18 protein-coding genes are annotated in these 24,114 nt (G+C 41.0%); 7 read left to right on the top strand and 11 right to left on the bottom strand.

All coding sequences use genetic code 11. The annotated features are described in order from the left end of the window. Nucleotides 1-184 precede the first annotated feature (184 nt). Nucleotides 185-520, top strand: coding sequence for a hypothetical protein (locus V7L12_RS01585; protein WP_335081498.1), 336 nt, complete (start codon nt 185-187; stop codon nt 518-520). 312 nt (nt 521-832) lie between these two features. Here the strand turns inward: V7L12_RS01585 and V7L12_RS01590 are convergent, their stop codons facing one another. After that, on the bottom strand, nt 833-1,660 hold the full coding sequence (locus V7L12_RS01590; protein ID WP_335081500.1) for an ABC transporter permease: 828 nt from the start codon (nt 1,658-1,660) through the stop codon (nt 833-835). A 600-nt stretch (nt 1,661-2,260) separates the two neighbouring features. Between V7L12_RS01590 and V7L12_RS01595 the strand changes: the two genes are divergently transcribed. Continuing rightward, nucleotides 2,261-2,800: a DUF3172 domain-containing protein gene (locus V7L12_RS01595; RefSeq protein WP_335081502.1), complete on the top strand. Its 540-nt coding sequence runs from the start codon at nt 2,261-2,263 to the stop codon at nt 2,798-2,800. A 102-nt stretch (nt 2,801-2,902) separates the two neighbouring features. Here V7L12_RS01595 and V7L12_RS01600 read toward each other — a convergent pair whose 3' ends face one another. Beyond that, nucleotides 2,903-3,667: a DeoR/GlpR family DNA-binding transcription regulator gene (locus tag V7L12_RS01600; RefSeq protein ID WP_104906232.1), complete on the bottom strand. Its 765-nt coding sequence runs from the start codon at nt 3,665-3,667 to the stop codon at nt 2,903-2,905. Between the two features lie 117 nt (nt 3,668-3,784). Next, on the bottom strand, nt 3,785-3,952 hold the full coding sequence (locus V7L12_RS01605) for a hypothetical protein (RefSeq protein WP_335081504.1): 168 nt from the start codon (nt 3,950-3,952) through the stop codon (nt 3,785-3,787). A gap of 10 nt (nt 3,953-3,962) precedes the next feature. Here V7L12_RS01605 and V7L12_RS01610 point away from each other — a divergent pair, with 10 nt between their 5' ends. Next, nucleotides 3,963-5,882, top strand: a complete 1,920-nt coding sequence (locus V7L12_RS01610; RefSeq protein ID WP_335081506.1) for a transketolase C-terminal domain-containing protein — start codon at nt 3,963-3,965, stop codon at nt 5,880-5,882. Between the two features lie 99 nt (nt 5,883-5,981). Here the strand turns inward: V7L12_RS01610 and V7L12_RS01615 are convergent, their stop codons facing one another. From V7L12_RS01615 to V7L12_RS01640, 6 genes are all read right to left on the bottom strand, one after another. Continuing rightward, the gene (locus V7L12_RS01615; RefSeq protein WP_335081508.1) at nt 5,982-6,812 is read right to left on the bottom strand and encodes an AMIN domain-containing protein; all 831 of its coding nucleotides are present in this window, start codon (nt 6,810-6,812) and stop codon (nt 5,982-5,984) included. Between the two features lie 110 nt (nt 6,813-6,922). Beyond that, a complete protein-coding gene (locus V7L12_RS01620) occupies nt 6,923-7,396 on the bottom strand; it encodes a hypothetical protein (RefSeq protein WP_335081510.1) in 474 nt (157 codons plus the stop codon). Nucleotides 7,397-7,400: 4 nt separating this feature from the next. Then, nucleotides 7,401-9,590 (bottom strand): cation:proton antiporter, encoded by a 2,190-nt coding sequence (locus tag V7L12_RS01625; RefSeq protein ID WP_335081513.1) that lies wholly within the window; start codon nt 9,588-9,590, stop codon nt 7,401-7,403. 436 nt (nt 9,591-10,026) lie between these two features. Next, nucleotides 10,027-11,316 carry a cation:proton antiporter gene (locus tag V7L12_RS01630; RefSeq protein WP_335081515.1) on the bottom strand — a complete coding sequence of 430 codons (1,290 nt, stop codon included), beginning with the start codon at nt 11,314-11,316 and terminating at the stop codon, nt 10,027-10,029. 409 nt (nt 11,317-11,725) lie between these two features. After that, entirely contained in the window at nt 11,726-12,160 is a 435-nt protein-coding gene (locus V7L12_RS01635; RefSeq protein WP_335081518.1) for a hypothetical protein, read from the bottom strand. A gap of 183 nt (nt 12,161-12,343) precedes the next feature. Then, nucleotides 12,344-13,090, bottom strand: a complete 747-nt coding sequence (locus V7L12_RS01640) for a GDSL-type esterase/lipase family protein (RefSeq protein ID WP_335081520.1) — start codon at nt 13,088-13,090, stop codon at nt 12,344-12,346. A gap of 586 nt (nt 13,091-13,676) precedes the next feature. On the opposite strand from V7L12_RS01640, the gene V7L12_RS01645 reads away from it, so the two are divergent. Then, entirely contained in the window at nt 13,677-14,879 is a 1,203-nt protein-coding gene (locus V7L12_RS01645; protein ID WP_335081522.1) for an AAA family ATPase, read from the top strand. Nucleotides 14,880-14,949: 70 nt separating this feature from the next. Here the strand turns inward: V7L12_RS01645 and V7L12_RS01650 are convergent, their stop codons facing one another. Continuing rightward, nucleotides 14,950-15,909 carry a DNA-binding response regulator gene (locus tag V7L12_RS01650; protein ID WP_335081525.1) on the bottom strand — a complete coding sequence of 320 codons (960 nt, stop codon included), beginning with the start codon at nt 15,907-15,909 and terminating at the stop codon, nt 14,950-14,952. A 141-nt stretch (nt 15,910-16,050) separates the two neighbouring features. Further along, nucleotides 16,051-18,030 (bottom strand): scytonemin biosynthesis sensor histidine kinase, encoded by a 1,980-nt coding sequence (locus V7L12_RS01655; protein WP_335081527.1) that lies wholly within the window; start codon nt 18,028-18,030, stop codon nt 16,051-16,053. 1,737 nt (nt 18,031-19,767) lie between these two features. On the opposite strand from V7L12_RS01655, the gene scyA reads away from it, so the two are divergent. The 3 genes from scyA to scyC all read left to right on the top strand — a co-directional run bounded on the left by scyA (nt 19,768) and on the right by scyC (nt 24,039). Further along, entirely contained in the window at nt 19,768-21,651 is a 1,884-nt protein-coding gene (gene scyA, locus V7L12_RS01660) for a scytonemin biosynthesis protein ScyA (RefSeq protein WP_335081529.1), read from the top strand. Nucleotides 21,652-21,983: 332 nt separating this feature from the next. Further along, nucleotides 21,984-23,045 (top strand): tryptophan dehydrogenase ScyB, encoded by a 1,062-nt coding sequence (gene scyB, locus V7L12_RS01665; RefSeq protein ID WP_335081531.1) that lies wholly within the window; start codon nt 21,984-21,986, stop codon nt 23,043-23,045. A 25-nt stretch (nt 23,046-23,070) separates the two neighbouring features. Continuing rightward, nucleotides 23,071-24,039: a scytonemin biosynthesis cyclase/decarboxylase ScyC gene (gene scyC, locus V7L12_RS01670; RefSeq protein ID WP_334825443.1), complete on the top strand. Its 969-nt coding sequence runs from the start codon at nt 23,071-23,073 to the stop codon at nt 24,037-24,039. Nucleotides 24,040-24,114 lie beyond the last annotated feature (75 nt).

The following is a 24,114-nucleotide window of genomic DNA, read 5'->3' on the forward strand; positions in this document are numbered from 1 at the left end:
CAATTCTTGTAATGCTTTATCACGATAACTAGTAATTTCACGCAATCTTTATCAAAAATCCAAATTATAACTTATATATTGACAAATTACACAATATGTGAAGCATAAGTAATTATCCTGACTCCTAATGAACTGTGGTTTATTTCTGTCTTAACGGGACGCTACATAGCAGGTTTGAGATGAAATGGTTATAAGATTTAGAGATTATGGCAAACGGCTTGGTGATTTTGAGCAAGAAATTTTAGTACGTTGTCCCCAATGCGATGCCTACGGTGGGCTGCGCCTACGCATTGCCAAGGTATTGACTGTAAACTCTGAGCAATCAAGTCTCAGTTCCATCAAAAGAATTACCTGTCAGCACTGTAGCTATACAAAACAACAGTCAAAGGATGGCAATCGAAAAGCCGCATTGTTACTGTGGCAGAACAATTACAGGAATAAAAGAAATTCTCGCTATGGAATATTAGACCATTTTTTTGGCTTACCCCTGTGGCTACAAATCTCTTGTTGCGCTCAATAGACCTCTTGCATAAATCAAAAATAAAGAACCCCACCCCGTATTTGAGTAAAGCAAACGCTCCCCTCCCCTTGGCAAGGGGAGGGGTTGGGGGTGGGGTGTTAGGGACTTTTGCAAGAGGTCTAATGAAGCTCATTTGAACTTCCTGGAAAGCTATGTTCAATCAAGGTTGCGAGAACGCTTGCCAGACTATTCATTAGGCTGGCATAATGGCAGTCTTGCCAGTCGTCTACCGCGATGGATCAAGCTGACGCGGCATCGGGAAAAAGTTTTACAGAAAATTCAATAGTTAAAGCACAGATTGTAATCAACGCTTTAATCTTGTTGATGAGCAAATTTATAACCACCCCATAAAGAAAGAGCGATCGCAACCACCAACAAAATCGGTATGCTGTACCAAGGAAACTGAGACAAGGGTAGATGGGCGACTGCACGCAATCCAATACTGGCGTAGGTTAATGGCAACAGGTAAACTAGAACTTTCAGAGCCGCTGGTAGTGTAGCAGGGTCAAAGAAAGTCGCTCCTAAGAAGGACATGGGGATAATGATAAAATTATTATAAAGTCCGACTGATTCGAGCGATCGCACACTCAACCCTACAATCACCCCTAATCCAGCAAATACCGCACAATTGAGCGCCACCAACAGTAAAAACAGTGGGTTGAGAAAATTCCAGTTTCCTGTCAACAGCAGCGCTACCAAAATCACGGAAGCGGAAGTCATCAAACCCCGCACGACTCCCGCCAGCATTTTACCGATGTACAACGCTAAGGGATGTATGGGAGTTAACAATAGTTCCTCAAAGGTTTTGGTAAATAGTCTGTCTCCACAAATTGAAAATGTCGTTCCCGCAAAGCTAACCGTCATCGACGATAGCGCCACCATTCCCGGTAATATAAATTCCAAATAGTTGTCATAGTTACCACTAATTCCTGAACCGGGTTTGATGGAACTACCCAAACCCAAGCCAAAAGCTAAAATATATATCAGTGGCGATATTAAGCCTGATGCAGCAACTGGTAGGATTCTCACGCGTAAATCTAACCAATCTCCCCAAAAAATAGTCAGACTATCAGCCAGGAAGATTTGAAGTTGCGAAGTTTTGAACCTCTTGCCCGAAGGTAGCGCTCTTTGAGATGTCACGTGCTTTCAAATACTTGTTAAAATTTCATTAAGTGTTAATTTACATTGTTTTACACATCAATTGCTAGGGGTAACAAAAATATCTCATCCTAAAAATTGAAAATTAACAACAAAAGTTAGATAGTTTAAGCATTCTGACTAGATTAATTGTGAAAACTAAATTAGCTATATCTGATAAAAATTAAAAGTTTGGTATAATTACTAAACTAAATTCCCAAATTGATTGATAGAATCAAGCAGTGCAAAGAGAAGACAAAGGTTATAACTAATAACAATTAATTAATGCTCAAATAAATATACTCATTAATTATTCCAAATGTAAAAAATAAGCGATTAGTATGACTTGACATAAATCCAGCTATTATTTTAATTAGCCACACAAGTTCTTGAGCAACTTGTCTAAGGTAGGCAAACTTTCGCCACAGTGTACTATATTAAAATTTTGTCCCGATATCTAGATAAGCTCCTATTTTTCTCATTTAACGAGAATATCACAGAGAAAATCACAGGCAATTACAGTCAAGAATAGGCATACTGAAAGAGGGAGAAAAAACTTTAGACCACTCCCTCCCAAATCGGCGTGAAGGTGATTAAGCAACAATGAAACGTAAATCTACTGGTAGATCGGCTACTACTTCTAAACCCTCTATTTTCCAATCCCCTCTATTTAACTTCACCACCATCGCAATTATGGGAGGGGTGTTGATTTTGGGAATTGGGATTGGCATTGCTTTTAGTTCTACAACCACATTGGCACCATCAAATGTAGCTTCCCGTGAATTTATAGACACCAAAGCACCGAACCCGGAAATTTGTGTGCAGTACGGAGCCAGCGCGATGGTGATGGACGCTAGACTGTTCGTCACTCTCAACCCTTTCAATGTCTATGTTGCCCAGCCTAGTATGCGTCCTGGATGCGTAATCCGACAAAATAACTGGGCGCTTTTAGAGAACCGCAAGTTGGTGACATCTGATCAGGTAAGAGATTGCAAAAATCGCCTGAACACCTTTGGTTTCACAGGTAACTTGGACAGTGACAAACCTGATATTAGATGTATATATCAGAATGAAGCTGCTCAAAACCTCTTCACCGCTCAACCGGGAGCAGTTGGAACACCTCAAGAAACGGACAGATTTTAGATTTGGGCATGGGGCATGGGGCATTGGGCATTGAAGAAATTCTTTCCTTGTCTCCCCAATCTCCAATCCCCAATCCCCGCGATCGCATCTTCCTTCATCAGCTCATTCGTACTCATCACGTATAATTGTCAAACCTAAAGCTTTATAGGCACTCAACATATTATTAGATACTGTCGGTGCTGTTACTAGATAAGTCAGGGCATGAATAGACTCCACTAGATAAGGAGCAGCCGTGTCTAATTTTTCTGCTGTCACTAATCCTACTACCTCAGCCGATCCAGCAATCATGGCTCGTTTGACGTGCGCTTCGTCTAGGTTAGGTACACTAATCCCAACTTCTGGATGCAAACTGCAAACTCCCAACATGCACAAATCTGCACGAATCATCCGTAATGTCTCAATCGTGACAGTACCCACGTTCACCAAAGCTTTTTTGTAGAGTTGTCCACCTAACATCACAACCTCTATATGGGGATGTTCTGCTAAAGCAACGGCGATTGGCGGACTATTTGTGATCACTGTTGCGTGTAAATCTAAAGGCAAATGACGAGTTACTTGGAGAGTTGTTGTACCTCCATCTAAAATCACCACCTGTCCTGTACAAACTAATTTTGCTGCTGTCCGAGCGATCGCTTCCTTTTCTTTTGGTGCTTGCTTTTGGCGATCGGCATAACTAGCGGTGGCTGGAGATTTAAGAAGCGCTCCCCCATGAACGCGTTGCAAAAGTCCAGTTTCTGCCAGTTCTCGCAAGTCTCGGCGAATCGTATCTTCAGAAACCTTGAGAACAGCACTAAGTTCTGTCGAAAGTACTTTTTTATCACGACGCAGAATTTCTAAGATAAATTGCCGTCGTTCAGCAGTTAGCATAATTAATTTTCCTGAAATTGCGTTTTTGAACTTGAAATTGCACGTTTGTGAGTTTATACTTATTGATATGCAAGTCTCTGTACGGTAATCCGTAACTTCAATTGAATTCAAGCACATTCATGCACAATTGCATGTATTGATTTTGGCATTTGATGAAATCACACGGTTCCACAATGGTTCTGAGTGGTTAGCTTGAGCTTGGATAATTGTTGCCCATCGGGGTTTTAACAATTTTTTTTGTGGTGCGATCGCGCGTTCCGTCTGTTCAAATTGTTTTTTATTCAATCAAGAAACCATGACTATTATGAACACTCAATTTCCAATTGATCTCGGTGCTTACAAACCTTTAGCGCTCAATCCCGCAAATTCCAGCCTCACCGCCGAACAACGAGATACTCTCAAAGCGAATATTCAACTTTGCCGAGATGTGATCGTCTTTTTTACAGCGACTGGCTCTGCTAGCGGAGTTGGCGGTCATACTGGCGGGCCATACGATACAGTCCCAGAGGTGATGATTCTCGATGCCTTTTTCCGGGGAGCATCGGAGCAATTTGTACCGATTTTCTTTGATGAGGCAGGACATCGAGTTGCCACTCAATATCTGATGGCAACATTGCATGGTGATTTACCTGCCGAGCAACTTTTACGTTATCGGCAAGCACATTCCAATTTACCGGGACACCCGGAACTAAAACTAACCCCTGGTGTGAAATTTAGTTCTGGGCGCTTGGGTCATATTTGGCCTTACATCAATGGTGTGGCAATGGCGAATCCAGGCAAGGCTGTTTTCTGTCTCGGTTCTGATGGTTCGCAGCAAGAAGGCAATGATGCCGAAGCTGCTCGCTTGGCTGTTGCTCAACATCTTAACGTCAAGCTGCTCATTGATGATAATGATGTAACGATCGCCGGACATCCTTCTAAATATTTACCTGGTTTTAGTGTCGCCAAAACCTTAGAAGGCCACGGTTTGAAAGTACTTCAGGGAGACGGGGAAGACTTAGACGATTTATACCGTCGCCTGAGCGAAGCTGTGAATACTCCTGGAGCGATCGCTCTAATCAATAAACGCCCGATGTGTCCTGGTATTGAAGGTTTAGAAGGTTCCATTCATGGCCATGATGTAATTCCTGTAGATTTAGCAGTTAAGTATCTAGAATCTCGCGGACAAACTGCGGCTGTCGAATACCTTAAAAGTATTGAGAAACCCAAACAAACATATACGTTTCTGGGTTCTGGTGACAAATGGGGCGCTAACCGTAGTGTGTTTGGTGAAGCCGTGGTGGGTGTCCTCAGTCGCATGAGTGAAGCGGAGCGTAAAGAAAAAGTCAAGGTCATTGATAGCGACTTAGAAGGCTCCTGCGGTTTGAAGATAATTCATGAAACATACCCAGAAATATTTATTTCCTCCGGCATTATGGAACGGAGCAACTTCTCTGCTATGGCCGGATTCGGGATGGACAAGGGCAAGCAAGGTATTTTTGCGACCTTCAGCGCCTTCTTAGAAATGTGTATCTCAGAAATCACGATGGCACGGCTGAACTATTCCAATGTTCTGTGTCATTTTTCCCATGCGGGTATAGATGACATGGCAGATAACAGCTGCCACTTTGGTATAAATAATATGTTTGCCGACAATGGCTTGGATGATGGCTACCCAACACAGTTGTACTTCCCGGCAGATAATAATCAAATGACAGCTTGTGTAGAAGCTGTGTTCTTTGAGCCGGGACTGCGGTTTATTTTCTCCACCCGTTCCAAAGTGCCCAACATTAAGGACAGCAACGGCAATGACTTCTTTGGAAGTGGCTACAAATTTGTTCCTAGTAAAGATGAGGTTATACGAGAAGGGACACAAGGCTACATTATCAGTTTTGGCGATGCTCTCTATCGTGCCGTTGATGCTGTAGAGCGTCTGAAGCAAGAAGGGTTAGACGTTGGTTTGATTAGCAAAACAACTTTAAACACCATTGATGAAGAAATGATTACCAAAGTTGGTAATGCTCCTTTTGTGCTTGTAGTAGAACCCTTCAACCGTCGCACTGGCTTAGGTAGTCGTTTCGGCTCTTGGCTACTAGAGCGGGGGTTGACTCCCAAATATGCCCATCTTGGAACTTATAAAGAAGGTTGCGGCGGTTTGTGGGAACAGTACCCATATCAAGGTATCGATCCAGTCGGCATCATCAACAAGGTAAAGGAATTAGTTGGAAAAAAATAATTCATTGTATTAGGGCATAGCGCATAGCAAATGGGGCATTGGTTCGATTTCCCATACCCCATGCCCCATGCCCCATGCCCCATGCCCAATTCCGTATTTTTATTTAGTTTTGGGTAAAGGTTGACCAAACTCAATGATCGGGGGATCGGGAGCATTGGGGATTGTTGGAACTGGAAATTCCGATATTCCCAAAGGAGGAATGTTATTTAAATTATCAGGTTGATTTGGGAAAGAAGGAGGGGGAAGAATCGAAGCAGGTTGTTGAGAGGATGTATTTGAATTTAAAGGAGGTACGGTGACAAAAGGCTGCCCTGAGTTAGTAGTAGTTGAGGGCAGTTCATTGGATGGAGTCGGAACTGTGAGTGAGGGCGATTGTGGATTAGTAGTTACAGGTGGGTTACTAGGCGGCTTTTGAAGTGTTTGAGGTTGTTTCTTGGCTGAAGCTGCGGACTTTCCTGGTTTTACGGCAGTAGTTTTTTTACCAGAAATAACCGGACGTAACACCCAGCGAGTGGAGTTTTTTCGGGAAACGGGTTGTAGTTGTACCTGTTTGGGATTAAAAACAGTCCCTGCTGCTAAATCTAAGACAATGCGTGTATCGTTTGCGTTCAGTTGAGAAATGCGAATGCTTTTGATGGCTCCAGAATAATTTTGTTGCGTGGTAATTTTGCCCAACTTAGTATTCGGTAAATCTACAACTAGACGAGAAGGTTTTGCCAAGTAGAAATAACGAGGGGTTGTGCCTGCTGAGAGGGTGATTTCGAGTTGCTGTGTTTTGGGAGAAAAACGCCAATTATTTAGCTTTGCCCCTGGTGTAGCAGCAGTAGTGCAAGTTTCGAGGGCGATCGCTGCATAAAAGCCTAATATACTGATGCTAAATAGCTGCTTGCCACATTGGTAAAATTGCTTAGTCTTTAGTCCCCGATCCATTCTGTTTATTTGCTCCATAAAACCCATACAATGCGCTGACATTGCTGTTTACTTCGCGCTTCTAATCCCGTAGACGCGATTAATCACGTCTCTACCCACTCCCCATTCAATTAGCTTTTTGCAGCCGTAAATTTCAGAGTTTGTGGAATACCATTTACGGTTAATTGACCTGTCATATTAGCTTTATCCACAAGTTGCATTTGAATTGTGACTGAGTTCAGAGGATCGTTTTGAGGGCGAGGAATATTACAAAGGATTGATCTGCCTACTTTCCCAGATAAATTTAATTGTTGATTTCTGAAAATGCCTGCCAGAGAGTGCTTTTCGTCAGTGTCGGCTTTAGCGTTTGCCGGTAATACAGAGGCATTTAAGTAAATACCTGACTGCTGAATGTTTAACGTCAGAGTATCCGATTTTTCACAGTTAGGCAAATTCTCCGCTAAAGTTAGACGATAGCGACCGCTAACTGGAGGAGGAGCCTTGAGATTATTTTCTCCGTAAGCACTGACAGTTTTAAACAACAGTAGCACTGAAATTATTGCTACTCCGTAAAAAGCTAAAGATTTGAAGTTGAAATGATTCATGTTCTTAACTCCTCAATGTTGGCTCTTGACTACTAACCTCAGTAAGTACGGAAGCCAGATGAGCGCTGACTTGACTGTAGCGACGGGTAATCAGCAAGGAGGAGGAACATTGGATGGCTAGTTGATCTGTATATCTTCCCAAGGTTTGACGCTCAATACCCCAAGTGCGGCTAGTACCAGCAATTGTCAAGTCTACATTTTTTGAGGCTTCGACTACAGTTTGGATTGCCTCTGGAGTTTGGACAGTTTTGATTTCGATGCGATCGCGTACACTACTCGGTAATTGCTCCATCATCGTATTTAACTCATAACTCAATTCATCCTTGAGTTGATTTTCGGCTACAACCTGCAAAACCTGTAACAGACAAGTCTCACGGTTAATTAGCAGTCTCAGAGCTATTATTAGCGCTAAATCATCATGAATATTTGCCGAATAAGGCACTAACAAGCTTTCTAAGCGATCGCTTCCCTTGTCCACAAACACTGCAACATCAACTGGCGCAGTAGTAAGCATTTGACCAACTCTTCCACCTAAACGGTTGCTACTAAAAGCTGGGCGATGCCATCCCACAAGAATTAAATCAGCTTGTTTGAGGGCGGCAATCTGTGCGGTTTCCCGTGCCACATTACTAGATATGCGAACGATCGGACGCACGTGAGAGCGTATTTCTACTGGTTCGAGAGTATTAATCAATTCTTCTAACTGCTGCCGACGCTGGGCAATTAATCGGTCTGCTTCAACTGGCGTACTTTCAAAGGCATAATCTTCTTCAAATTCAATCAAGCTCAGAGGGTTAACAACGGCGGGATGTCGGGAGTTGAGAGCGATGCTTGCTGCCAACTGTAACAAGCCTTTTTGGGTACTCGGATTCGCCACGGGCACCAAAATTCGGTAGGGACGAATGTAAGTTTCGGCATTAGTAGCGCTGGTAGCCGTTTCTGCTTCTAACTCCGGTTCTACTACATCTAACCTGATCAGCTTTTTCGGATATGTCCATTCCAGAAGTGGCGAGGTCATGAAGGTAGTTACCAATGCCATAATTACCAGCATGGTAAATATTAAGGGGGAAATTACCTTTAACTCTAGACCAATGTTTAGCACTATCAGTTCGGTTAAACCGCGAGTATTCATTAACCAACCGAGTGCCGAGGCTTCCCGTTTACTAATGCCACTGACACGCGCAGCTACATAAGTACCAACATATTTACCTGCGATCGCCACTCCTAAAACCAATGCACACAAAAGCCACAATTCGGGACGGTTGAGTAAGCCTATCTGCGTTTTTAAGCCACTGTAGGCAAAAAATATGGGCAGCAAGAATATCAGGACAAAATCTTCCGTTTTTACTGCCAATTCCCGCACTAAATCTTCATTTTTGGGCATGGCTGCTCCCAGTAAAAATGCCCCAAAAATTAAGTGAATGCCAATTAGTTCGGTGATCAGTGCCGATGCAACCACGCCCATATAAATCCCAGCTAGCAGTAATTGGCTGAGTCGTCCCGCCCGGAGGTAATGTTTGGCAAGGCCTTTGAGGAACCAACGTCCCACCGTCAATATCAAGCCGATGTAGACGATACTGGCGATAATTGTGGGTATAGCACCAGCAAAGTCGCCAGTCCGAGCAACTGCGATCGCTACCGCCAAGAGACACCAAGCTGTGACATCATCCACGGCTGCACAAGTTAACGCCAAAGTTCCTAAACGCGTTCCTTGTAAATTGTTTTCAGTAATGATTCGCGCCAACACTGGGAAGGCAGTAATCGACATCGCCGCCCCTAAAAATAAGGCGAAGGCGGTAAAAGATACACTTGCATCGGAAACTAGGGGATAAAGTAGTACCGCTAGTAATGTTCCTAAAGAAAACGGCACCAAAATGCTGACATGAGAAGTTAAAACTGCTACTTCTAATTGACCGCCGAGGTATTTGGGATTTAGTTCTAGCCCAATCAGAAACATGAAAAATATTAGTCCCACCTGAGACAAAACATTCAGAAAAGGAAAAGTTTCTGGTGGAAACAAGGTAACTGCTAGATGGGGAGCAACTAAACCAAATAAAGATGGGCCAAGCATAATTCCGGCGACAATCTCACCAATGACTAGTGGTTGCTTAATGGAACGAAATGCTAACCCTACGAGCCGTGAAAGTCCAATAACAATCAGCACCTCAACCAGAACGAGAATAACTGTGTGCATGGTTTCCTTAAAATTAACTATCTGGTTTCCCTAAGATAATTCTTTAAAAGAGCGGGAAATGTCAAGCTTGTTAAATATAACCAAGAGTAACTTCTGCTTCGTTGTTATATGAATTATTGTTAAGATGCAGTTGCAGCCGTGAAACATCAATTCTGATGATTTTATGAGCTACATCTCGAATAACTTCCGAATTAACAATAGCAAGAAAACTAGTTAATCGATAGTCAGTTTGTAGTAGTGCTTAAACACCACTACAAACATAACGGTTATATGGCAATCTTATTTGATTTGCTTTCCACTAAGTGGCTTATAACCTCGACTTTTTCAAGAAGTCAGGGATATTTTTATTCAGAAATTATTTAAAATTTCTATAAACAAAGTTAAAGCAGAGAATTTTACCGAATTACTAAGTAATTAATTTTATATTGTAATTTACTTAATTAGAATATTTATCATAGCTTGTACCGTGCAATAAAAAGGCAATCAGTGGTGATGCCATCAGGGTAGTAATGACTGCCATAATAACCATGATAGTGAATAAAGTTGGGGTAATTATACCTTGTTCTAAACCAAGGTTGAGGATGATTAACTCCATCAAACCACGAGCATTCATCAAAGCGCCGATAGTTGCAGATTCGCGCCAATTTTCCCCGGCTAATTTTGCAGCTAACATACAAGCGACACCTTTACCGAGAATTGCGATCGCAATAATTAACAGCGTCACTCCCCACAAAGTAGGTGTGTTTACCAAGCCAATTTGAGTGTTTAATCCAGAGAAAACAAAAAATATTGGTAACAAAAAATAAGTAGTTAAAAACTCTGTATATTGGCGAATTTGTTGGGCGAATTCTCCGCGTGGTGTCACTGCTCCCAACACAAAAGCACCGAATATTGCATAGATGCCTGTAACATCGGTAAACCATGCACAAAACATCAAAATTATCAACATCAAAGTTAGGGTTTGTCTGTTCACACCTGCATCGCGTTTTGTCATGCGTGTGAATGCTTTCAGTAGAGGTTGTCCGAGAAAAATTGCAAATAGCACATAGCAAATGCCACCACCAATTGCTAATATGGCAATACTCAAAGAATTTTTCACGCTAGCAAGCACAATCGCCAGCAAACACCAAGCAACTCCATCATCTACCGATGCTGCACCTAAAGCCAAAGTACCAAAGCGAGTTTGTACAAGACCGCGTTCGTAAAGAATCCGAGCTAACATCGGAAAAGCCGTAATTGTCATCGACGCACCTAAATACAAAGCGGCTGACCAAGGCATGACTTTTGGTTGAAAGAAATCACCATTGTGATAAAACCAAAAAGATGCGATCGCTCCTAAAATAAAGGGAGTGATAATCCCGGCAGCAGATAGCAAACTTGCACTTTTGATATGATGTTTTAAGAGTTTGGTATTGAACTCTAAACCAATCAAAAACATATAAATTACCAACCCAATCTGGCTGATAGCATATAAAATCGACATTGATGGATTGGGTATTTTAAGTCCGACAGCAGTGATGATGGGAAGCTTAGGAAATAACCATTGCTGAAAATCTGGTGCAATCAATCCTAAAAGTGATGGCCCTAGCATGACACCTGCAATCATTTCGCAAACAACATCGGTTTGAACAAGATAGCGGCGTCCTATAATCGTGACAACGCGACAAGTGGTTAAAATAACTGTAAGTTGTAGAAATAGCCGAATAACCAAATCAAAATTTGACATTGCACTTCCTTAATTTACGTCTCTGCATTGAAGAATCTCTCTAGACTCCAAAGCTTGTCCTGTTTTTACTCATATATGACTACTACATCAGCACAAGTGCCAATTTTGTAAATATAAAATAGCTGTTTTTAATTTGATGAGATACAACAAGTAATGCGTTGCTTTGGAATCCAAAGCCATATTGTTCTTAGGAACGCACACAAGTGTACGTCAATACAAGATATTGCATTCAAACTAAAACCGCCATATATGATTTTTGATGATTTGTTAATTTGCGATTTATAACCTTTTTCATCTATTTAAACTACAGTCGCCTGTAGGGAAGCACATCTGTGCATCCCTACAGTTTGTTTCATCACCTAAAATTTACTATAATTTTTGATTAAATTAGTTTTGATAATTTAAGATTTTATAACCACTCCCCACCCCGAAAACGCCACCGGGGGAAGATAATTCGCATCAGGCTTTGGGAAATAATAAAAACTGCTATCCACACGGTGCTATAATGCAATAAAAATGTTCCTAGTGACAGTTCTTCTTTAGGTAAAGGTATTGGTAAAAAGCCAAATAGTTTGACTCCACAAAATATAAATATTAATTCCCATATACCAGCCAATAGTTGAGAAACTGCGGGCCAATCCCTATCCCAACGGGATTTTTGTAGATAGTCATAAAGCACATCCCAGCCTATGCCAAAGATGGCGACATAAGCAAGTATCCAAAAATAAACCGAGTTAGCACCAGGCCCAATCCAACCTATTGCAAAAGGCAAAGATACGAGTACGCCGACAGTTACCAGTAATAATAATCGAGTTTGCCAGCGACCAAATAAAGTTGGTGTCATAGGAGTGCTGAGTGCTGAGTTAAGAGTTAGGAGTTAGGAGTTATGAATAATAAAGAAATTAGAGTTTTTATAGATAGATTTTGACTTGCTTAATTAAGAAGTAACGAAAATTGTGGTGCTTTTTGCGAGGATAGCAAATATGAGAATATTAGCTAGCCCCAAAGCACCAACACATCTATATTATTAGGATGGTTTCAGGTAATAATCAAATTTAGAATGGTAAGCTGCATTGGCAAAGCCCATTGAAGGTATGGCATCCCAATTGATTACATCTTCTAACAAAGCTTGATAACCTAGAGTATTGGGATGAAGTCCATCTTCACTCAAGCGTTTGAGTCGCCAACTTTCACCGCGTTCCATCCATTGCTCAAAAATATCCAAATAGGGAATCTGCCGTTTGGTGCAAGCAATTCGAGTTGCTTCTTTGTAGCGGTGCTGGTCGGCATGATTATAGTAAAAACAATCTAAAAATGGCATTTTGGCTTCATCTACTGGCACCATGCCCACAAATAATACAGGACAGAGTTGCTGTGCTAAATCTAGCAGAGACGCAATTTCCTTTTCAAATAAGGTAAAATCTGTGTAACTTCGACCATCGGGACGCGCTAACCGTGCTGAGTCATTCACGCCTACTGATAAAATAATCAAATCAGGAACACGATTTCGCAGTTCACCCCGGTGGCGAAATTCAACTTCCAGTCTTTGGGCTACTTGTTGCGTGCGATCGCCTCTTACCCCTAAATTATAAAGAATATGACCGGCACTATCCGGCAACATCCACCATCGCCGTAGTTGCTCAATCCAGCCTCCTTTTTCCGGGTCGCCGAATCCATAAATTAAGCTATCCCCCAGTGCGACAATCTTCATAGGCTGAAAGTGATTTGGTGGTAAAGACCGCTGCATTGAGGAAGAAGCGAGAAATGTGTGCATTTAACAACTATATTTTATATTTTGACAAGATTCTATACATTTCTATACCATAGATGGCTATCTTTAGTGTTCAAGTATCTATGGAGTTTTTACTTGTTGATATAGTTGCAAGGTTAATATTGCCGCAGTTGAGCCTCTGTATAATGGGCTACTGCACTTTCACAATCAGCATGAGAATCGAACCGCAGAGGCGCTGAGGAAGAGGGAAATCCCCGCAAAACTTTCGCCCTTTTGTCATAAATTCAAAAGGGCGAAAATTTTATTTTTGGGATGTAGGGAATTCTGGTGGGCAATTCCACGGACGTAACATAAGTCCTCATCTACAGACGGATAAGTTGTGCAGGTGCATCAATCGCTAAAAGTAAACAGCCACTTACCAATTGGTTTGTCAAAAAAGTTGACATAAGTAGTTTTTTGTAGTATTTTATATTACAGAAGTAATGAGTTAGATTAAAAAGACTTCTTCGCCAGTACAGTGGAAATAAAATTGCCATTTGCACGCAATTAGTTGATATTACGAGAAAAAATTTTCAAAACTTCCTACTTAACACAAAATAACTTAATTAACGCTGCATAACCGATAAATATGGATTTTGACTATTTTAGAAGCAATGAAGGCACTCCTACAAATAATACTCGGCAAAGCTTACTTGCTTGTGGCTGGCGACCGTTTAACCGAGAATTAGACTGGGGGTTTTTGTGGCAACTGTTGTACAGTGACTCCCGCGAATTAACTCAAAAAAGTTTTAATTTAGTAAGTAATATTGCTGATGTTTTAGGACGGAATAATTATGCTTGGTGGGCAAATTTATTAAGTGTTGTATCTGATAATACCCGCTACGAAGTTGAAAAATTTTGGAATTACATTACACCAGATCCTCAATCACCAGATCATCGCTACAAAGATGTTTTGAGTACGGAAACGCCCATCGTCCAATTTGTCAGTCGTAGTAGTATTCCCATTGATTATGTTCTTAATCGACTGCAAGAAATTACTGTACTGCGAGTTTTAGGTGTGTTGGGTAATCCCGATATTATTACCCAGTATTACTCAGAAAGAGATTTTTACTTTCCTATAGATAGATTCGTTAGCTGGGAACGCCTAGACGTTATTAATACTGTTTACGCTTACTGGTCTAAGTATGACATTTGGTTGCAAATTGATCCCTACGATCGCGGGCGACGACAATATAGTTTAATGGCGAAAAATCTCGCGCCACTAATTAACAAAGCGACTTACGACTTAGCAGTAATGCTAAGTGGATATCAAAGTCGTGTAGGCAAAGTTCATAGTCAATTTCCCATTCGGACATTCCCCGCAGATATTCAAAACTTTACTGATTCTGTACAGCAAGCAATTCTGAATCAAAACCAGTTAGCAGTTGTTGTACATGGGCAACCAGGTACTGGTAAAACAGTCTGGACACAAGCAGTAGCAAAAGAAATTCTTGTACCTTTAGGGTATGTAATTTTTATTTTAGATCATGATGCGATCGCTAATTTTGTCCCCCCAACTTACATAGAGCGTATTTGTATCGTTATTAACGAAGCTGATAATCTAGCGCAAAATCGTGCTTCCGAGGTAGCGCAATACAATAACAAAACCGAACACATTCTGAGTTTGCTGGATGGGACTTTGTATCAGAGTGTAATTGATGACTCTGGTATTCAGATGCAGCAACGGTTAGTTGTCTTGATGACTTGCAACACTACCGAAAGATTAGATCCAGCCATGTTACGTAAGGGCAGGGTGGATTTAATATATGAGTTTACGCAACTATTTATTTGAATTGGGTAACTCGGTAGTCTTTTGAGGATAAGGGAGAATGGGCAATGCTGTATTTCTGCTTTCAGCACTTTTAGCAGAGTGTGACCTGTTTTTGCGATACAAGCTGATGCTCTTTGCGCCAAGCCTGGGGAGGTAAACCGTGATGTTGGCGAAACTGACGGGAGAAATGAGACACATCCTGATAGCCCAATGCTTTTGCTATCTTCTCGACTGTCTCATTATTATTTTGGAGTAAAAAACGAGCTCCCGCCATCCGGCGTTTGACAATCCAGCAGTTTACAGTCTCTCCTGTCTGCTTTGCTACTCGGTTAGTTAAGTAAGCAGGTGAGTAACCAACAGCAACAGCCACATCACACAAAGTAATTCCTTGATCGTAATGAGCTTCGATAAAGTCGAACACTTCTTTTAATTGGGGAATGCAGGGAAAGATTGACGAATCAGGGATCATCGCTTCTCTACCAGAGGCTTCTCTACCAGAGGCTTCTCTACCAGAGGCTGACGCTCTTAACGTCGCTACTGCTTCCCTATCGCCAACGCCAACACCAATACCAACGCCAACGCCAACACGTCCAGCGAGCGCTGTAGTATTACCCGCAAATACTGATTTTGCAGCTTTCTCCAATTGAATAGTGCACCAGTATTGGAGAGTAGCTTGCTTTTGCAAGCGAGTAGCGATCGCTCTGAGCAATTCGTCTATTGTAGAGGGTTTGCTAAGATGGTCGTCTGCTCCCAATTCCATAGCTTTGCGAACATCTGCTCTGGTACTACTGCCAGTCAGAAAAATGAAAGGAATAATTGCTGTAACAGGATCTTGGCGTAGCGTAGCTAAAACGCTATAACCATCCATATCAGGCATCGTGATATCGCAAATCACTAAGTCGGGTATATGCTCTTGTGCTTGTTGGATAGCAGCAACACCGTTGGCAGCACCTATCGTATCAAAACCTTTAGCCTCAAGACTCTTTAAATAAAGATTGCGGGTAACGTTATCATCTTCAATGACGAGAATTTTCTTTGACGATTCAGACATAATTTTCTATTACCATAACTTTTTGCAGAAGCTACTTACTAGACTCTTTGGTGAGTATGTAAATAGGCATGAGATTAATTACTTCGTTCCGAGAGTTATGATTGATAATTTGTGAATTAACAATTATCTTCATTTCAACACTCATAACTCGGAACTGGTCAACTCTGATTTGATTAATGGCAACATCACAGTAAATGTAGTGCCCACATCAAGTTGACTTTCTACAGAGATTTGACCGTGATGTAAATCTACAAGGGTTTTAAGAATCGATAGTCCTAGTCCAGTACCAGGTATATGATCAATATTACTACCACGGTAAAATGGCTCAAATATTCGTTCTTGATCTGCTACTGAAATACCGATACCTTTATCTTTGACCTGGAAAATTAATTTTTCATTTTTGCAATATAGTTTCAAATCAACTGCCATGTTGGAGGTAGAATACTTGATTGCGTTATCGAGCAAATTCTTCAAAATAGGCTCTAACAGTTTTTTATCTATGCAGGCTGTTAGAGAGTTATCTTGACTTACAAAGTTAATCGGGATTTGGCTAACACTCATCTGCATTTGTGCAACTAAATCATTACAAAACTCAACTAAATCAAGTGGTTTGGGTTCACAGTTGATTTTTGCTGATTCTGTCTTAGAGAAGAACAAAATATCATCCAACATTTGGCTGAGTTGTTCGGTAGCTTTTTGAATGTGATCGAGTAATGGTTGTATTTTCTTCTGTGTACGTTTGTCTACTTCTTCCTTTAGCAAACTATTAGAAAATGAAACAATATTCAGCGGAGTCCGGAATTGATGACAGACCATAGAAAGAAAACGCGCTCTAAGTTCGCTAAGTTGTTTTGCTTGTTCTAAAGCTTGGTTAAGACCTAATTCCGCATATTTGTAATCGGTAATATCGATACCTGCAATCAATTCGACTGGTTTTCCTCCAAAATCGAGAACTCCATCTAGCATGGCAACCGCGCAAGCTAGCCAGCGCTCCGTGCCGTTTTTTGTCAGAATATTCATCTCCTGGTATTCAAAGTCACCTGCTTCTACCTGGTTGCGTACCTGCCTACGTTTTTTGCTTTTAATCAGTCGGCGCAGTCCAAAGTCTGTTAGCAGTTCCTCTTTTGTGTAGCCAGTGAGTTTTTCCACTGCTGGATTTATGTAGCAAAGCTGCGTGCCTTGAATCAGAAAAGTGCTGGCATCTGTCGTTTCTGCTAAAGTCCGAAATCTAGCTGCGTTCAGCCGCAATGCTTCTTCAGTTTGTTTCGATTCAGTAATGTCCCAAATACTCCACACTCTACCAATAATTTTGCCCTCGATCCACTGAGGTTTTGAGTAGTGTGCAAAAACTCTCCCATCTTTCAACTCCAGAATGTCGTAGCTCTCAAAATCAGATTGGCTAGACACTTCCCAAATCAGCCGACTAAAGGCTTGTGAATCTTTAAGTTGGTTCTCAAAAAAGGCTTTGCATCGAGGACATTTATTGGATAGTATTAGAGACTCGGGGATCTGCCACATCTCCACAAATTTCTGATTAAAGCTCAGAATATCTCCCTGAAAGTTAACTGCAACAACACCAATAGCAGTAGATTCGAGAGTAGAACGAAGTAAAGATAGGGATGTTTCTAGCTCTACTTCTTTTACCTTGAGTTGAGAAAATTCTTGTTGCAAATTGTCTTTGGCATCCCTTAATTCATCAGTCCACTTTTGTACGCTCAATTCTACTATTTCATCAGTTTGATCACGAGCAAAAACACAGCCAAATTCCATATCTTGGTGTTTGACATAGTTCATGGATATTTCTACCAAAAATATCCGACCTCCTTTTGTCCGGTAGCGAGATTTAAAGGTAAGGAAACCTTGTGAGCTAATATCTGACCAATTGTGTAGAGAAAAGTCTACGTCTATATCATGCAGCCTCATGGAAAGTAATTCCTCACGGGAGTACTCAGTCATCAGGCAAGTAGCATCGTTGACGTAAAGAAACTGTGCGTTTGCTCCTAAACAGAAAGCCGCATCTACAGCTTGATTTATCAGCAAGTGAGCAAACTTCATCTCTATTTCTGGTTGTAGTGCCCATTGATTGTTTGATCTAGCTAGTGTATATTCGCCAGAATTCATATTCCTACTTCCTCCTGGTAATCGATCAGCACCATAGCTATTAATGAGTTAAAAATCATAACTTCCTAAATCTTTGGTGCACTATTCGGCTGTTAAAAAATAAAATTTTTTAACGTACTAAAAAATTTTATTAATAATCTTAACAAAACTTATTATACCAGAAGAATGTGAATTATTGAACCAAATTTTTCTAAAAAAAAACTAAATTTTTAAAAAACTTTACTATTGACTTAAACAGCTTTTTATGTCCGCACAAAATTTAGACAAATCAAATCCAGATTAGTCAATAAACTTTATTAGATAAGAGTTAAAAACTCTTAATCTATAAGTAGAAAAAATATTTTAAATTGAAATTAGTCCTGCACCAAAACTAACTAAATGGTTCACCAACCTAAAATTGCTGGGTTTCGACTGGGAAAAAGTTAAAGAATAAAAGTTTTTATCCTTTAACTTTTCCCTCACCAAGGACTTTAGTGAACTAGTAGTACACTGTGGCGGAAGTTTGCCTGCCTTTAACCAGTTGCTTGAGTAGAGGCAATTCATGAATTGCTCCTATTTGTCTGGTTAATTGAGATAGTAGTTAGATTTACGCCGTGCTGTACTAGTGTAGATTCGTTTGATTTTCAACATAAAAGCGATGTGCAGTGCTGGGCCTGGCTTAAATGAGCAAATTTCACCGATCAACTTATTTACTTAATTTATCTTAATTTACTCTCTCAGATATCTAACTATAAAATAATATGCTTAGTCATCTGTCGTAAGAAGTACAATTGTATCGTAAAAATACGTATAATTTTAGGTATAATTTAGTGTTTGTTTTGTGATAAACAAACACTTGATCTTATACTAAGCATATATTGCTGGATTTTATGTCATAGAAAACATATTTTAGAAAATAACTACGTACTGAATACTTTGTCATCTCTCAAAAGAAATATAAAAAGATAAAAAGTTAAAAATTAATGTCTTTCTCGTTACAAATAATTGACTCAAAGAGTTTTTGGTAGCAATATAAATACCGCTAAATCGCTTCATGCTTTAATTCGGATGAAAAGTTAGTTGTGTAAGTCCTAAAGCAAAAGAATTGACAATCAGATCAAAAGATTTTCTATTGTAAATTTGGTAATGTGCCGCTTCTGCGATCGCAGAATATCAATCTTTCAGAATGACTAAGTTGGAAATGTCACAATCACGATAAAAACTAAAGAATTGACACCCTCATCAAAAGATTTTTCATTGCAAATAGATTTTTATCATAGTAATTATCATAAAGTTAAGAATTTTCCCAGGCGGTTAAATAAGTGAATGGGTGCAATTAAAGGTAACTATGTAAAGCTTTGTAAAAATTATGAGATGTGTTTGAGTTCAGCTTAGTTGCTCGTTTACATACCTTTAGATGATTTGGTTTATTCCCGCCAACCTACTTCAGCACTGCAATCATCACACTAGAAGCGAAAAATTTGACACCTTCATCAAAAGATTTTTGATTGCCCAACGGTCTTTATCTCCTTTATTCTGATCATAAGAAGCACAGCCTCAACTGTTGTATGCTTTTGGTAAAAATTTTTTGGTACTGCGCATCATAAGCATCAATCAGCAGTGACTAATCATTTCTACTATCGACCAAGCTAGGTCATAGCTGCAAGAAACAACAGAGTTGTTTGTATTAAATATTTCTAGCGCTGTGATTGTAAACTAAAAAGCCTTTGTGTAACTTTTTGTAATTACGTGAAACTAATGAGTCAAAACTATACTGGTTCAAACTCTCCTCTCATCACCACTGAGCCATACAAGGAACTTGCAGCAAACAGATATGTAGAATCTGTGTCTGACTCCCGTCAGCTTGATGAATCGGAGAAGAATGGGAAAATTCAGCCATTTTTAAACGATGAAATAGCTCCAACACTCTCAGTTGCCGATGCGATCGCTCAGATGTTGGAAAATTTGGGAGTAGGCTACGCTTTTGGTGTCGCAGGTGGTGCGATGGCAAGCCTTTGGGGTGCGCTGTCAAATAGCAGCATAGAAGTGTTGAACTTCCGCCATGAAGCCGGAGCCGCATTTGCAGCGACTGAAGCATACTTTGCTAGCGATCGCCCTACTGTAGTTTTTACCACAGCAGGGCCGGGGATCACCAATGCCCTGACTGGGTTATTTGCGGCTCGTGGTGAAGGTGCAAAGGTAATTTTGCTGTCAGCTTGCACCTCAGCACCGCAGCGTGGACGTTGGGCTATTCAAGAAACCAGCACTTACACCTTGCCAAGTGGAGGGATTTTTACCTCAGGAGCGCTATTCAACTATGCAATCACTATTGAATCTGCGTCTCAACTACCGCAGATTTTTCGTAAATTGGCTTTGGCTATGGCGCAACCAGGCGGATTTGTTGCCCATTTGAGTATTCCCACCGCTGTGCAGACAAGTTTAGTTGAGGATATAGCTTTACCTCAATTAGATGTTACTCCGTTTCCGATGACTGCTTCAAAAGAAGCGATCGCTAAATCTGTAGAGTTATTATCATCTGGCCCCTTTGCCATCTGGGTTGGTTTCGGTGCGCGTGACGCAGCAGAGGAAATCCTTGAACTCGCTGAAAAAACTGGAGCAGCCGTCATGTGTTCACCCCGTGGTAAAGGTATCTTCCCCGAAGATCATCCCCAGTTTGTGGGTGTTACAGGTTTAGGCGGTCATGCTTCCGTCTTGACTTATATGGAAGAACAACCTCCATTACGCACACTCGTATTAGGAACCCGCCTTGGTGAACCGACTTCCTTCTGGAGTTCGGCTCTGGTTCCAAAAGGAGGCTTTGTCCATGTAGATATTGACCCAGAAGTGCCAGGTGTAGCCTATCCACACGTTGAAACTTTCGGGGTTCGGTCTGACATCAAAGCTTTTGTAGAAGAGTTATTGCAGCAATTACCAGATGCTCCTCGTTCCACAACTTTGTCGCTACCTCGTCCAGAACACAAAGCAATTGAACCTGCTCCAGACGTAGATTATCCAGTGCGACCAGAAGTATTGATGGCAGCAATTCAAAAGATAATTGTTGAAGATAGCGATGCGGTAGTAATGGCAGAGTGCGGTAACTCCTTTACTTGGTCAACTCATCTACTGCAATTTGCCGAAGCCAATCGTTACCGAGTCAGCACCGGAGTTGGAGCAATGGGTCACGCCGTCACCGGAGTGTTGGGTGCAGCAGTGGCGAACAATGGCAAGGCTGTAGGGATTGTAGGCGATGGGGCAATGCTGATGAATAACGAAATCAGCACAGCCGTGAAATACAAAATTCCCGCAATCTGGATTGTACTCAACGATGCGCGTTACAACATGTGCCATCAAGGGATGAAAATCTTGGGATTAAAGGGTGCAGATGCAACACTTCCACCAACAAACTTCGCCATGATTGCTCGTGGTATGGGAGCAGAAGCGATCGTAGTCGTCAGAGAGTCAGATATCGAAGCGGCATTAGAACAAGCGATCGCATCAAATGTTCCCTTTCTGATTGATGTAGTGATTGACGCTGATCGCCCAGCACCCTCTGGTGGACGTAATAAAAGTTTGGCTGCACAAGGAGTCAAATCAAGTCAGGCTAAAAATTCAGCCAAGCAAGTTTCATTTCCAATGATTTGATTTTAAAAGCTGGCAATCTCATTCAATTCTTATTAGACACTAAGACACCTCAATCAGGCGGACTTTGCAACGTAGATCGGATTAATATATCTATCCGCACTCTTTGTCAACTCACCAAAGGATAAAGTAGCAATTGAGAAACGATAAAAATTCTTTTCCAGCCAACAACTACCCCGCAAAAACTGGAACTTCAAATTTTTGATTTTTGAACGCTACTTTATTCTTACTTCACCTTATCTTAATATTCGAGACTCATTTTGTGTTTATATCTTTACATTTTGTAATGGTCATTACTTTCTCTAACCAATCCCAAACAATATCAAGAGGTCAAGATGCTGCTATTTGAAACTGTTAGAGAAATGGGTCACGAACAAGTTCTCTTCTGTCATGGTAAAAATCCCGAAATTAAGGCAATTATTGCTATCCATGACACGACCTTGGGCCCAGCGATGGGAGCTACAAGACTCTTGCCTTATCTCAACGAAGAAGCTGCTTTAAAAGATGCACTTCGTCTAAGCCGTGGGATGACATATAAAGCTGCCTGTGCCAACATTCCGGCTGGTGGGGGAAAAGCAGTCATTATCGCTAATCCTGAAAATAAAACAGATGATCTGTTGAGAGCTTACGGACGTTTTGTTGATAGTCTGAATGGACGTTTTATTACCGGACAAGATGTCAATATTACTCCTGACGATGTGCGGACAATTAGTCAAGAAACTAAACATGTTGTTGGGGTATCAGAAAAGTCTGGCGGGCCTGCTCCGATAACATCACTAGGAGTTTTTCTCGGAATTCAAGCTGCTGTGGAGTCTCGTTGGCAAAGCAAAAGACTTGATGGAATGAAAGTTGCAGTTCAAGGCTTAGGAAATGTTGGTAAAAATCTCTGCCGCCACTTACATGAGCATGATGTCAAGCTTTTTGTTAGCGATGTAGACCCAGTAAAAGTAGAAGAGGTAAAACGGCTTTTTGGCGCAACTATTGTAGAACCAACAGAAATTTACGCTCTTGATGTAGATATATTTGCTCCTTGCGCTTTAGGAGGAATTCTTAATAGTCATACAATTCCTTTCCTGCGAGCTTCTATTATTGCTGGTGCAGCTAATAATCAATTGGAGAATGAGCAACTACATAGTCAAATGCTTGCCAGAAAAGGGATTCTTTACAGCCCTGATTATGTAATTAATGCCGGAGGGCTAATCAATGTTTACAATGAAATGATTGGTTATGACGAAGAAAAAGCTTTCAAGCAAGTGCATAATATTTATGACACCCTATTAGCAATTTTTGATATTGCTAAACAGCAGGGAGTTAGTACCAACGATGCTGCCAGACGATTAGCAGAAGACCGGATCAACAATAATAAGCGAACCAAGACTAAAGCGATCGCAGCTTAATTGTTATTATCTTAAGGAGTGAAAAGTGGAAAAAAATACCTTTGCGACATCAGCTTACATTGCGACTTCACCAGAGAGCGCCTTTGACTACCTTTGTAGTTTAAAGAATTTAGATGAATGGACGCTTTACAGCCGGATGAAAGAGCAAATTGATGAAGATACCTGGCTCGGAACTGCATCCGGTTATCACAAAAATCTTTACTATCACGTTAAAAAACTAGAAAATCCACTTTTCTACGGCATTGAGTGGCACTGTGGATTAGAGTATCAGAAATATTATCAGGTTTACCCTGTTTTACTGTTTCCTACAGACTATATCGAACCGGGGACAGATGAAAAAGGCGTGTATTTTCACTGGTTGAGCTTTGTCGATCCCAAACGGCAGACTCAGATGATTATGCAGGGAATTCACACAGTACACACTTCCGAGTGTCGTTCTCTCAAAGGTAATTTGGAACGTAAAGCTGGTCTGACCTCAGCAGCTAAAGGAAGCCACTTTATCGATACAGACACCATTTATGTTGATGCCCCAATTGAAATCGGCATTGAATACTTAAAGGACTTAAAAAATGTAGATGAGTGGGCGCATTTACTGCGACCAAATGGTGATATCACTTCTGAATCAGGTGAATTCAAAGATGAATATGACCAAAAAGTAAAAGTGTCTGTACGAGTTCATTCTTTGAGTAAATACTACTTGCTTGAACAAGAACATTTTTATCCAGACTACGAATATTATCAGCGCTCTGTAGCCTTACTTATCCCAACCGCATACTCTTTCGCAGATCCAGAAGCCTCTGGTTTTATCCTGCATCGAATTACATTCTGGAAAACAGATGGAACTGTTACCCACGGCAAACTTCAAATTGAAGACTTTGGGGCTGAGAGCATGAACATAAAACGTTTACTCGAAGCCAAAGCTGGCAACCTCAAATCATTTGACCGAGGAATGAGCTACCTGCCAAAAACTCCAGAATCACTAGTTACCAACTAAAATCTCGGCGTTACTCTGCGCTTCCCTCAGCGTTCTCTGCGTTTAAAATTCACCCCTAAATTCCCCACGATTACC

This window comes from Nostoc sp., assembly GCF_036918245.1.
GTDB lineage: Bacteria > Cyanobacteriota > Cyanobacteriia > Cyanobacteriales > Nostocaceae > Nostoc.